The organism is Albibacterium profundi (assembly GCF_042159835.1).
Classification (GTDB): domain Bacteria; phylum Bacteroidota; class Bacteroidia; order Sphingobacteriales; family Sphingobacteriaceae; genus Albibacterium; species Albibacterium profundi.
The window spans coordinates 2,194,129-2,206,673 of sequence record NZ_JBBVGT010000002.1; the positions used below are offsets into that span (position 1 = coordinate 2,194,129).

At 36.6% G+C, this 12,545-nt stretch carries 13 protein-coding genes; 10 read left to right on the forward strand and 3 right to left on the reverse strand.

Annotated features, from left to right (window positions below; translation table 11 throughout):
* Positions 1–275: 275 nt before the first annotated feature.
* The 3 genes from WKR92_RS11255 to WKR92_RS11265 all read right to left on the reverse strand — a co-directional run bounded on the left by WKR92_RS11255 (position 276) and on the right by WKR92_RS11265 (position 5,220).
* Complete coding sequence (locus tag WKR92_RS11255) at positions 276–2,660, reverse strand: hypothetical protein (RefSeq protein ID WP_375557909.1); 2,385 nt, start codon at positions 2,658–2,660, stop codon at positions 276–278.
* Between the two features lie 36 nt (positions 2,661–2,696).
* The gene (locus WKR92_RS11260; protein ID WP_375557910.1) at positions 2,697–3,839 is read right to left on the reverse strand and encodes a cysteine desulfurase family protein; all 1,143 of its coding nucleotides are present in this window, start codon (positions 3,837–3,839) and stop codon (positions 2,697–2,699) included.
* Between the two features lie 541 nt (positions 3,840–4,380).
* A complete protein-coding gene (locus WKR92_RS11265; protein WP_375557911.1) occupies positions 4,381–5,220 on the reverse strand; it encodes a tyrosine-type recombinase/integrase in 840 nt (279 codons plus the stop codon).
* Positions 5,221–5,612: 392 nt separating this feature from the next.
* On the opposite strand from WKR92_RS11265, the gene WKR92_RS11270 reads away from it, so the two are divergent.
* The 10 genes from WKR92_RS11270 to WKR92_RS11310 all read left to right on the forward strand — a co-directional run bounded on the left by WKR92_RS11270 (position 5,613) and on the right by WKR92_RS11310 (position 12,510).
* Positions 5,613–5,987 (forward strand): ArsR/SmtB family transcription factor, encoded by a 375-nt coding sequence (locus WKR92_RS11270; protein ID WP_008992945.1) that lies wholly within the window; start codon positions 5,613–5,615, stop codon positions 5,985–5,987.
* Entirely contained in the window at positions 5,984–6,337 is a 354-nt protein-coding gene (gene merTP / locus WKR92_RS14600) for a mercuric transport protein MerTP (RefSeq protein WP_446014094.1), read from the forward strand. Before WKR92_RS11270 ends, merTP begins: the two co-directional genes overlap by 4 nt.
* A 45-nt stretch (positions 6,338–6,382) precedes the next feature.
* Positions 6,383–6,583 (forward strand): cation transporter, encoded by a 201-nt coding sequence (locus WKR92_RS14605; protein WP_446014095.1) that lies wholly within the window; start codon positions 6,383–6,385, stop codon positions 6,581–6,583.
* A 1-nt stretch (position 6,584) separates the two neighbouring features.
* Positions 6,585–6,791 (forward strand): GDCCVxC domain-containing (seleno)protein, encoded by a 207-nt coding sequence (locus WKR92_RS11280; protein WP_008992943.1) that lies wholly within the window; start codon positions 6,585–6,587, stop codon positions 6,789–6,791.
* 307 nt (positions 6,792–7,098) lie between these two features.
* Positions 7,099–7,785 carry an HAD family hydrolase gene (locus WKR92_RS11285; RefSeq protein ID WP_375557912.1) on the forward strand — a complete coding sequence of 229 codons (687 nt, stop codon included), beginning with the start codon at positions 7,099–7,101 and terminating at the stop codon, positions 7,783–7,785.
* Between the two features lie 293 nt (positions 7,786–8,078).
* Positions 8,079–10,280: a DUF262 domain-containing protein gene (locus WKR92_RS11290; protein WP_375557913.1), complete on the forward strand. Its 2,202-nt coding sequence runs from the start codon at positions 8,079–8,081 to the stop codon at positions 10,278–10,280.
* Positions 10,281–10,282: 2 nt separating this feature from the next.
* Positions 10,283–10,450, forward strand: a complete 168-nt coding sequence (locus WKR92_RS11295) for a hypothetical protein (RefSeq protein ID WP_375557914.1) — start codon at positions 10,283–10,285, stop codon at positions 10,448–10,450.
* Positions 10,451–10,476: 26 nt separating this feature from the next.
* Entirely contained in the window at positions 10,477–10,866 is a 390-nt protein-coding gene (locus tag WKR92_RS11300; protein ID WP_375557915.1) for a hypothetical protein, read from the forward strand.
* Positions 10,867–11,158: 292 nt separating this feature from the next.
* Entirely contained in the window at positions 11,159–11,674 is a 516-nt protein-coding gene (locus WKR92_RS11305) for a hypothetical protein (RefSeq protein WP_375557916.1), read from the forward strand.
* A gap of 293 nt (positions 11,675–11,967) precedes the next feature.
* Complete coding sequence (locus WKR92_RS11310) at positions 11,968–12,510, forward strand: Crp/Fnr family transcriptional regulator (RefSeq protein ID WP_375557917.1); 543 nt, start codon at positions 11,968–11,970, stop codon at positions 12,508–12,510.
* Positions 12,511–12,545: the final 35 nt, after the last annotated feature.

Here is a 12,545-nt window from a genome sequence, read left to right on the forward strand (position 1 = left end):
AAACTTTTACTAAATAACGAACTTAACAATGTTTGTTATTTTAAGTACCTTGTCAAATTTAGGTATAAGGTCTTGATTTTGATTTAATCGAAATTCGATATCGTCACGATTCCACCAATCCGTCCAAAATTGATTTTGGTTTAATTTTTCCAAAGCTTGCAGCTAAAGCGATAGCCAAAACGGGGATCGTTGGGCCATTTTCCATCATTGCTTATTTTGTTGCCGAATCAAAGGCAACAGACCATGGCAAGATTAATAACTATCTCTTTTTAGTATCAATCTTCCAAACTTCCTATTAACTGTTCCATGCCAAAATTCAGTAAAAAATCGGAGTAGTAACTATCGAATACATCACGGATGTAATCATCGATAGTTATCTCTTCGTCATTATTTTCGATTGATAAAGAAAGTCTGTAATTCTTCTTTTTAGTGATCATATATAAAAACAATGAATGGAAGTATACAGCTGCGATGTATCTTTTTTGAGCTACGATTATTTGGTCTCCATTCGTTAACTTTTTCCGATGATTAAGAAATACCTTACTGTCAATGTTCACATAAATTTTTTCTAACACATCGCCGGAGGCAACGGGGCTCATTACGGTGTCATGGTTCATAGAGATACCATGGGATTCAACTTCGTCCCATTGATCTCGAGAGACTTTTACTAGTTCAGGTAACCCAATATTACTATAGTCTTCATCTTCTTTTGGTGCTGTTTCTTTTTTTTGTTCTGGATCAACAATTTTTAAAAATACAATTTCCTGAAAAGTCTCGTCGCCAGCACCCTTTAAAGAAGCCTCGATTTCAACTTCGTCACCTTGCCTTAATTCTACATCGGGGTTGAAGGTGATTTTAATGGTGCCTCGATCCGGACTTGATTTAATAATATTTAATAGTTCTCCTGGTTCTTTTTCACTTCCTTGCTGATCACCTCCTCTATTGTCTGTACGCTTGACTTTCAAAATACTAATTTGCAAATCTCCTGGCTCATCAGTTCGATCAAAATAATGATCTTCAACGTCCGTTTCGAATCGCAGGGTTTTTTCTCCCCCGATTGGCACCGGAATCGGGTTGTTGGCTTTGTATTGTAATTTAAAGAAGCTTGGAAAGCGTTCTGGTTTAAATGGTTTTTGTTCTTTCTCCGGTCTGCCCTTAGTTTCTTTTTTGTCAGGTTTTTCTATCCTCTTTTCCTCTAGCTTGAGAGTATTTTGTATCAATTTAAAAAGCTCGCTGTCTTTCGATAGGTTTTTAGCAAAGCTTTTAATAAGATCGGAAGTGTCCTCGCTTTCTAGACCAATAGAATCTTTCCTTCTCTTATTAATATCGTCAAGTTTAGATTTGGCTAATTTTTTCCTTAAATAATCTCTTAGTTCTTCTGCTTTTGCTCCATTTTTTAGACGATCTCGCGAAGCCATAAAAAGATCTTTCCTAAATTCATACTTCATCTTTGTGCATTCTACATTGATGAGCAAATAGTTTTTTAGTAGATTGAGCTTTAAGCTTCTTGTAATAAATTCTGAAGTGTAGTGTCCATGAACTTGTCCGTTCATTGAGAATAGAACTGACATGTTATTCTTGAAGTATCTACGTTGTATGTCAGCCTTGGTTTCTTTAACCGTCTTTCCTTCCTGTTTAGCTTTAAAGACATAACACGTAACTTTCATTTTCCCGAAAAGATTATTTTCATATTCCTCAGAAAACCAATCTTCGACATAATCCTTTTCTTCCTCCAACCGTCTTTGTAGCCCGTATACAGTCGTCTCTAAGACCTTATTGTTAGGGTAGCGTTCTTTGGTGTCAATAGTAAATACAGGTAGCACAGGCTTAAAAAGAAATTCATTTAGACTTTGGTTTAAATCCTGAGCAAATCCTGAAATGCCTTTCATCTGATAAGAATACATTTTGATAATCGTACCTGTTTTAAATGTTCTATTTAAGAGCTTTAGCTCTAGCTCAGAAATATGGAATTCAGGAATCTGATCGTCAATCTTTAAATATTCATACCAGGTGTTCTTTTTTGTTTCTAATTCAATTTTTGATAGAGGGTGTTCTCTAATTAATGTAAACCCGAAATTACCAGATCCATCAAATTTTTTGGATCCAATTAATTGGTAGCCTTTAGTGCCGCAAAAAACAATTGCTCCGCTACCACCCATATTGTATTTTCCTTGGACAAAATGGATTTCATTTTTATTTCCCCTCATTAAAGAAAGAAAAGTATTTTCGAAGTCTTGTGGATGTTGGCCTTCTCCATTATCATAGATAATTATCGAACTCTGTTTAGTTGGTCCGTCCGCAATTATTTGTATATTTTCAGCCTGATTCCTTCTGAATGTATTTAAATCCCAATTTTTATTGTCAGGAAAGAATAAATCAATTGCCTCTTCCATAGATTTGGGAGCCATCTTATCTTTAGGGTTTATGCCTTTTTCAAGACATTTCTTCATCAAGATAGCATCGATAGAATTAGTGACTTTCTCAACTAAAGCTGCGATAGGGTTGGATTGCTGATTCTCGATGATGCTAAAGTTGGATTCATTGTGACCAATTGGATGCCAATTGGTCGGGTTAGAAAGGTTTGATTCTTTTGTAATCAATTCATCAATTTCGGACTCCGTACTACAATTATATAGTGCATGAAATAAAGATTTTAACATAAGAGGCTTGGTTTAATTGGTTTAGAATCGATAAAGTTAACTAATCAGTATAAAGTTTTTTAATCGTTGTATCAATAATTCAAGATCTTCTTTCGTGCTATTTTTACCCATAGAGATACGTAAACTACTTTGCGCATCATCAGCGTTAATGTCCATTGCTAACAAAACATGGGATGGTTGTACCAAGGCGGAGCTACACGCCGAACCATTGCTAACAGCTATGTCATTATTCATTCCAATGAAAATTTCGGTATCTAATCCTGGTATACAGACGTTGATTGTATTGTAAATTCTGGGAGTAGATTTACCATGGATGTATGCTCCTTTAATTTGCAGTAATTCATCTTCTATGAAATCTTGAAGCTGCTTAATATATTCTTCATTCTCGCTCACTTCTTCTCGGGCAATTTCACAGGCCTTTCCCAGCCCTGCAATCAATGGCACATTATAGGTGCCATTTCGTAAGCCGTCTTCTTGACCACCACCATGAATTAATGGCAGTATTTTGTTTTCTTTGGTTATACTTCGATTTATATATATTCCCCCGATACCTTTTGGGGCATACATTTTATGACCGGAAAAGCAAAGGATGTCAATTTCAGCCTCCATTACGTTAATTGGTAGTTTTCCTACCCCTTGTGTACCATCGCAAACAAAATAAATACCTGCATCTCTTGTTATTTTCCCTATCTCTTTAACAGGATGGATTACGCCCGTTTCGTTATTGACCCACATGAGACATACTAGTAAAGTATTGGCTTTTATGGAAGATTTGAGTAAATTCAAATTTATCGAACCGTCTTTATTTACTGGAAGAAACTCAATTTCGTAGCCGACACTACGGAGATATTTGCAAGTTTCTAAAACAGCTTTATGCTCGGTATGACAGGTTATTATATGTTTTTTTGAATTATTCGGATGCAGAGCGAGTCCTTTCAGAGCGAAGTTGATACTCTCAGTAGCTCCAGACGTAAAATAGATATTATCTGATTCTGTATCTAACAGTGTAGCAACACTAGACTTCGCCGTATCTACAGCTGTTTTAGATTTATTTCCTAATGAATGTAAACTCGACGCGTTTCCGTAGAATTCATTAAAGTATAAATTGACCGACTCAATAACTCGCGGGTCAACAGGTGTAGTTGCGTTATAATCTAAATATGTTGTAGTATTTTTCAAAAAGTAGAAATTTGTAAATATGCTAATATACTATATTTTAAGCCTTATAAAGCCGTTTGAAACTAAATAATTTCCCTTTCTACACAATAGAAATCTATTACTGCGAGGGTGACTGGTCTATCGATAGTCTGAAATCTCAAAATGCAATGAAAAGGACAGGCAGGGATCAGTTTATTGCAAAGCAAGAGGTAATAAAATAATCCGAGTAATTTATAGAGAAATACTGGCATTTAGCTTAGATATGCTTATCTTTAGATATCTAAACAGGTTGAGAACCAAAGGGTGACCTCGGTTTGGATTGATTCGATAATTAATTGACAATAAGTGATTTAGAATAAAGGGGATGCGTCCTGCCACCCCGACAAAAGCCACTGATTTTCAGTGGCTTTTTCTTTTTTCGGACATATTGCGGACAGAAAATTACTTCTTTGTGGACAGATATTAAATTAAGCAAGGTTAGATTAAGTTAGGGAAATAATCTGTTCATGAATAGATTGAGACCGCTGTTTGCCATTCTAGTGCGAAATAGATTTCTAAGAATTTATAAAAAATCCAAAGGACTTGGGGTTTTCTTACTGTCAATATCCGCAATATGGGTATAAATTTGAGTTGTCTTTATTGACTCATGACCTAGAAGCTTTTGTACGATACGGATATCGACGCCCGATTGAATCAAATGTGTAGCATAAGAATGCCGCAGAGTATGGACTGATCCAGAAGCGTTGATTTTTCCTTTTGCCAAAGCTTTCTTGAGTACCAGTTGGACGCTACGTTCACTGTATCGACCGCCATTTGCTCCTTCAAAAAGATACGTAGAGGGTTTATACTGCCTGTAATACTCCCGCAAAATTTCAAGTAATCTATCGGGTAGCGATACAACTCTATCTTTGTTGCCCTTGCTCTTATTGATCTGAAGTAGCTTATCCGCTGACCGAATATCAGTAATCTTTAAATTTAGTAATTCGCTTAATCTTAATCCACAGCTATAGATCGTCATGAGCATTGCCTTATGTTTGAGATTATCGGTAGCGTCGAATACACGTTTGATCTCATCCTTAGAGAAGAACTTCGGCAAGCTGGAAAGATTGCGCTTAGGATAGAGATAATCCAATTTTATTTTCTCGTCCAGCGTTAATTCGTAAAGCTTCTTTATCACTCCTACCAGCGAACGTTGATAGGAAACACTGATCTTATTGTCAGTAACCATACGATTGATAAAATCTTCGATTTCTGACACTGGTATTTTCTTCAAACTGGTATAATCTGACATCGCTTGTAGGAAAACCTGCGCATATTGCTTGTAAGCCTTAATAGTGTTCGGCGAATAGCGCTGCAAAGCCATACGCTCAGTCATCACTGATATCAAAGCTTCGTTATCCATACTTTAATAACGAAGGGACGAAGTGATTTGTTTCGTTATCCAAGAAATATAAAATAGTTATCGTTCTGATTCACAAAAATATTACTAATTTTATAGGTGACATTACGCAATGCGAATATAGGAATGGTTTAGCGAAACGGAGTTTCGCTAATTGTGTTGTTGAGCGGAAATCCCTTCGGGCTTCCCGCTCAACGTAGCCGGCGCTTGACGGAGTCCAGCCCTACGGGACTGTCCTCTAACACGCGCTTGGCGCAATTGCGCCAGCACGTGCGCCAAGCGCCGGCTACGTTAGCGGTCAGGCAATAAAACGACCCGAGAAACAAATCGGGTTATTTTTAAAATATTGTATTTTAGCATTTGCTTAAATAAACAAGTTGACTATCTTTGTGTTTATGGAAAACAATTCTTGCATAAGACAACAAGCGGACATTAAACAAATCAACCGTTGTAAAGACCGAGTTGCAGAACTCAACGGCTCGTTTGACTACTTATCGAACGGACTTGAATTGGCGGGTAACAACGTCAGACTGAAAATCCTGTTCCTGCTTTATGAAGAGAAACAACTTTGCGTTTGCGACCTGAGTGATGTTCTTGGAATGACCATTTCGGCAGTTTCTCAACACCTGCGAAAACTCAAAGACCGAAAACTCATTGAAACAGAAAGGCAAGCACAGACCATTTTCTATTCGCTGACAAACGAATACAAAAACTTGCTTGAACCGTTTTTCATAATACTTGACGAAAACAAAATTTTGGAGACAATATGAAAAAGGACAATAAACTAATCGGAGCAGGAATTTTAACGGCATTCGCTGCTTCTCTATGCTGTATTACACCAGTTTTGGCACTAATTGCAGGAACAAGCGGACTTGCTGCCTCTTTTTCGTGGCTTGAACCTTTCCGACCGTATTTAATTGGTTTGACAATTTTGGTTCTTGGTTTTGCTTGGTATCAAAAACTAAAACCGAAAAAGGAAATAGACTGTGATTGTGAAACTGATGAAAAGCCAAAATTCATTCAGAGTAAAAAGTTTTTAGGAATTGTTACAGCATTCGCAATTGTAATGCTTGCCTTTCCTTACTATGCACATATTTTCTACCCTAAGACAGAAAAATAAGTAATAGTAGTTGACAAATCAAATTTACAGACCGTTGAGTTTACTATCAGCGGAATGACTTGTGCAGGATGCGAAGAACACGTAAACCACGAAGTGAACAAACTTTCAGGAATAATCAAATCAACTGCTTCATACGAGAATGGAAACGCAATCGTTGAATTTGACAACTCAAAAACTAACATAGCCGAAATCGAAATAGCAATTAACGGAACAGGATATTCAGTAAGAGACAAAAAGGAAAAATAAAATGGAAATAAAATTGCAATCAACAATCACTTGCCCCAACTGCGGACACAAAAAAGAAGAAACAATGCCGACAGATGCTTGCCAATACTTTTACGAGTGCGAAAACTGCAAAACTGTATTGAAACCACAACAAGGAGACTGCTGTGTTTATTGCAGTTATGGGAGCGAGAAATGTCCACCAATTCAACAAGACGAGAAATGTTGCTGACCGAAGAAAAAAAGCCCGAACCGCTAACAATGTATATACAAAATAGGCGAAATAGCAGTAAATTCAACGGTTGTAGCTCGCTTCAACTTCATCTCGGTTTGATAAGTTTGAAGCCCGCAATCGCCTACTTTGCATATACTAAACGTTGAGCGGAAATCCCTTCGGGCTTCCCGCTCAACGTAGCCGGCGCTTGACGGAGTCCAGCCCTACGGGACTGTCCTCTAACACGCGCTTGGCGCAATTGCGCCAGCACGTGCGCCAAGCGCCGGCTACGTTAGCTGACATATTACCAAAACACTCACACAAAATGAATTTAATAGTTTTTGACATTGACGACACTCTAACAAAAAGTGAATATCAACATCAACTTGCGTATGTCAATTCAATGAAAGAAATCGGAATAACCGAGATTAATCAAAATTGGAAAGATTATCAACATCATACTGACAGCTATATTTTGAAGGTTAACTACGAAAATAATTTTACGGACAAATTTGATTGGAAGTTGATTGAAAATTTTGAAAAACGAATGACCGAAATAATGGAAACTTTAGAACCGGTTAAAGAAATTATTGGAGCCGAAAAATTTGTTGATTATTTAAGAACCGAAAAAAAATATGCTTTGACATTTGCAACAGGTTCACTGTTACAACCTGCAATTTTAAAATTAGAACAAGCAAAAATTTGGTACGACAAAAATTTAGTTGCTTCTTCCAATCAGTTTTATGAAAGAGAACAAATTGTAACAGACGCTATTGAAAAGGCAAAGCAATATTATAATGTCGAAAAATTCGAAAATATCATTTCAATTGGAGACGGAATCTGGGATATGAAAACTGCAAAAAACTTAAATGTAAATTTTATCGGAGTTGGACTAAAAAATTACGACGATTTTGTAAAACAAAACATTGAGGCTCATACCGAAGATTGGGCAAACTTTGATTTTAATAATGCTGAAAATAAACTAATAAAAACAAAAAAATACGTCAGCTAACAAGGGTTTTGCAATAGTGGGGCGAAACTGCAAAGTTCAACGGTAGTTCTTCGGTTCAACCTTTGTGCAAAATTGAAGATTTGTGCTTCGATTGCCCCACCATCGCAAAGCCCCGAAACGTTGAGCGGAAATCCCTTCGGGCTTCCCGCTCAACGTAGCCGGCGCTTGACGGAGTCCAGCCCTACGGGACTGTCCTCTAACACGCGCTTGGCGCAATTGCGCCAGCACGTGCGCCAAGCGCCGGCTACGTTGTGTGCAACCTTAAAGAACGACAGTAAACAGAAAAATAATTTATGAAGACAGAGAGCCATTCGATTAATGACGTTTTAGCGAAAAATGCGACATCATTTTTTATTCCACCTTTTCAAAGAGCTTACGCTTGGGGGAAACCTGAAATCGAAAGATACTTTAGTGACGTTTCAAGAATAATCGAATCACATCTAGATTCCAAACAACACGATAAACTAGAACACTTTTTCGGAACAGTTGTAATCAAAGAAGAGAAAGCAGGGTTTGCTAACAAATCAGTGGTCGTTGATGGGCAACAAAGGCTAACAACAACTCTCATTTTTTTGATTGCGTTAAGAGATACAGAAACCGACCCTGTCAAACAAGATTTCATAAATCAGAACTATCTAACTAACAACTCATCATCTTTTCAAGATAAAATCAAACTTAAACAAGTAACAAAAGATTGGGATGCTTACAAAGCACTTGTAAATAAAACACAACCAAAGCCAGGTGTGATAGGCAATGCTTATGAATTGCTGAAAAAATTCATTAACGAAAAGAAAAGACTTAACCCTGAAGTTGATTTTGAGCATTACATCATTGCTATACAGCGAATGAATGTTGCTGTAATTTTTCTTGACGAAAGACCATTCAAGGGGGAAGACCCTCAAATAATATTTGAAACACTTAACTCATTAGGAAAGCCTCTGACTTTATCAGACCTTGTTAGAAATTTTGTTCTCCTGAATATGGAAAGCAAAAACCAATCAGATATTTATGAAAAAATATGGCATCCAAAAATTGAAGAAGTCCTATTTGACAACTCCTCAAAGTTTTTCAGAGATTATTTACAGTATAAAACTGTAAGTTCCCTAAAAGTTGTAAGTAACAACAATACAAAAGAATTATATCAGCAATTTAAGGACTTTGTCGATACAGGATTCGAAAACCATAATGCTTTTATCAATGACATTGTACGCTATGTAAAATGTTACAAGTGGATTATTACTGAAATTAATAACGACACAATTTCAAATGACAATTACAAAGACAAAGAGATAAAGGAATTAATAAGAAACATCTTCCACGACATAAAGGCGGAAGCATTTAAACCTTTTGTATTGGGATTATTGGAATATCATCAATATACAATTGATGGCGTAAGACTTAGTGACGAACTCTTAATATCAACTCTCAAAGCAATCCGAACCTATTTAATAAGACGCAGAATATTAGGTTTAACTCAAGGCGAGAACAAAAATATTGTCCTATTAAGTAAAAAGATAGAAGGCATTGCCAAAGGCAATACTTCAATGCTTGAACTCTTAACAAATATGTTTTATAGGTTAAGATTACCAAATAATACAGAAATGAGTGCGGCACTTGTGTCAATGAATTTTTATGAAAGCCTGAAACAGTATTCAAAACTTATCCTAGGGAAGATTGAAGAACATAACTCTAAAGTGTCTGTGGATTTTAGAAATCCTAAAATCACAATTGAGCACATAATGCCTCAAAAATTAGATGATAGTTGGAAAGTGGAATTAGGCGAACAATTCGAAGAAATTCACAAGAATTATCTGCACAATATAGGAAATATAATTCTTACTGAATTCAATAGTGAAATTGGCAATAAATCATTCGAAGAAAAGAAAAGGAAACTTAACACTTCATCTCTCAATTATAGACTTGATGTTATCAAGAGAAATGTTTGGAATGAGCAAAGTATCAAGGAACACCAAACAAATATGATAAATTGGTTTCTTGACACTTTCCCATTGCCTGACCAATACAAGGATAAAGCAAATTGGAATACTCAAACTGTTGAAAGCACATTATTTTCTCCTTTAGATTCAGACGCAGGAGACATTGCCGAAGGCAATAAGCCAATAGAGCTTCATATTTTTGACGACATTATCAAAGTAAATTCTTGGCAAGACGTATTTATCAAGTTTTTGAAATTCCTAAAAGAAAAACCCGAATATGATTTTGAATACATTTTGGATAATCAACTTGATATGTTTAGACGAGATGAAACTATTTTGAAATGGAGTTCTCTAAAGGAATTGATAGATTCAAACGTTGATTTGACCAGTCGATATAAAACTTTTGACGGTAAGGTTTGGGACAAGGTAAAAGAATTGAGTGACGACTTGCTGTTTATTCATATAAACATTTCAGCTTCAAATTGTATGTCAAGAATTGCAAGCGTAATGGAGAAATTATTCCTGCCAGACAACTCAATTCAAATCAAATTAAAATGACGATGGACAGAAAGGCAGCACACAACAGGCGTTTGGCTCAATGGCGGGTGACGTGGTTAATTGAACATTCTACCTCGCATCAACTTTTGTGGTGTATTGACAGTTTTGTGCTCCGAAATCCGCCACTGCGCCAAGCGCCGGCTACGTTAGCTGCCAGCGAAAGAAACTAATGACTAATAAATTAAAATAAGAGAAAATGAAAAAGAGACTATTTATTTTAACATTATTCCTTGTATTAGGAATCACTTCTGTTTTTGCTCAGAGAATTTATGTTGAAAAAACTGACAATGGATATGAACAACCAATAGTTGATAAGCTCATTTCAGAGGGTTTTCAAATTACATTTAAGCAAGATAGTGCTGATTATATAGTAAAATGCATAATTGGAAAAACTGGTATGGGGAGAGCTAAAGGTTCTGTTGCAATAATTGACAATAAATCTGGGGATTTATTAGCAAAGACCAAGGAAGTGAACGGACAAACTGCTATCACAAATGGATATGCAAATCCTAAAATGGTGGCCATGAAAAAAATTGCTGACAAATATTTAATAGATTTAGTTCGAAAATATTGTAAAGTAAAATAAATTCAAAGAACGCCAGGCAGCTAACACATGGTATAGTGCATGCGGGTTTCAGAGGTCTTCGAAGGTTCGAGGCTCGTAAAAAAAGTCGGTGTAAACTGATAGGTTTTCGCTTCGTAATCCCGCACGACACCATACCATCAACCGTTGAGCGGAAATCCCTTCGGGCTTCCCGCTCAACGTAGCCGGCGCTTGACGGAGTCCAGCCCTACGGGACTGTCCTCTAACACGCGCTTGGCGCAATTGCGCCAGCACGTGCGCCAAGCGCCGGCTACGTTGTGCATAATTTTAGAAAATGAGTCGACCAAAAATAAAAATAAAGAAAACTAAATTTGATATAACAATTGAAATTCTGACTTTTATTTTGATTTTAGTATCCGCAATTTTAATTGGATATTTTTACAATCAGCTTCCTGACAAATTGCCGATTTATTTTAATTGGCCATCAAAAGATGAAAATGGATTTGGAGAAAAAGATTTACTATGGGCAAGTCCCATAATATGCGGAATAATTGGAATTGCCATATTTAAACTCAATCAGTATCCTTGGATTTTCAATTATCCGACAGATTTAAAACCTGAAGATGCTGAAATAAATTATCGGATAGCAACAAAAATGTTGAGAATAATAAATTTGATAATTGGATTTACTTGTTTTGTACTTACTCTATTTTCGATATTAGCAGCACAAGACAAATTAAATGGACTTGACCGATTTTTATTTCCAACATTACCAATTTTACTTTTTGCACCAATAATTTATTATTTGATTAAAACTTACAGAGTAAATAAAAAACTAAAAGCGGATTAAAAAACTATGCACAACAGCGGCTATGCGCCAGGCGGGAAATCCGTCTTCGGTTGATAAATTAAGGATACGAGAAATGAACGTTTTCAAAAGAACAATTTGGGGTAAAAGCCCCGCCCGGCGCATAGCCGCGGAACGTTGAGCGGAAATCCCTTCGGGCTTCCCGCTCAACGTAGCCGGCGCTTGACGGAGTCCAGCCCTACGGGACTGTCCTCTAACACGCGCTTGGCGCAATTGCGCCAGCACGTGCGCCAAGCGCCGGCTACGTTAGCGGAAACCCTAAAAAAAACAGTGCTATGAACAAACAGACGACTGTAAAATTGAACGACTGGGAGAAATTCAGTCCGTATTTTGTACGAAAGGAAGTTGCTGCTAAAACAACGCTTTTACAGGAAGGGAAAATTTCAAGAACAATGTTCTTTATTGAAAAAGGATGTTTGCGAACTTGGGTAAATAATGAAGGCAAAGAAATAACCACTCAGTTCTTTTTTGAAGGCGACAGCGTTTCTTCTATCGAAAGTTTTAGGACAAACCTACCCAGCTTATATAGCATTGAAAGTATAGAACCTTGTATTTTACAGACGATTTCACAACAAGACTTTCAAAATATTTTAGAAAATTTGCCTGAAATTAAAGAAGAAATGCAGGAGCATTTATTCAAACGGCTCTTGCAATCTCAAAAAACTTTTTATTCCTATCTTAAAAATAATCCCCAGCAACGTTACAAAGAGCTTATTGAAGAATATCCCCATATTATCCAGCGTATTCCACAACATTATATCGCATCCTATTTAGGCATTACTTCTGTTTCGTTAAGCAGAATACGAAACAGACGATAAGTTCATTTACTCACCGGTTTTTTGATTATTTTTTG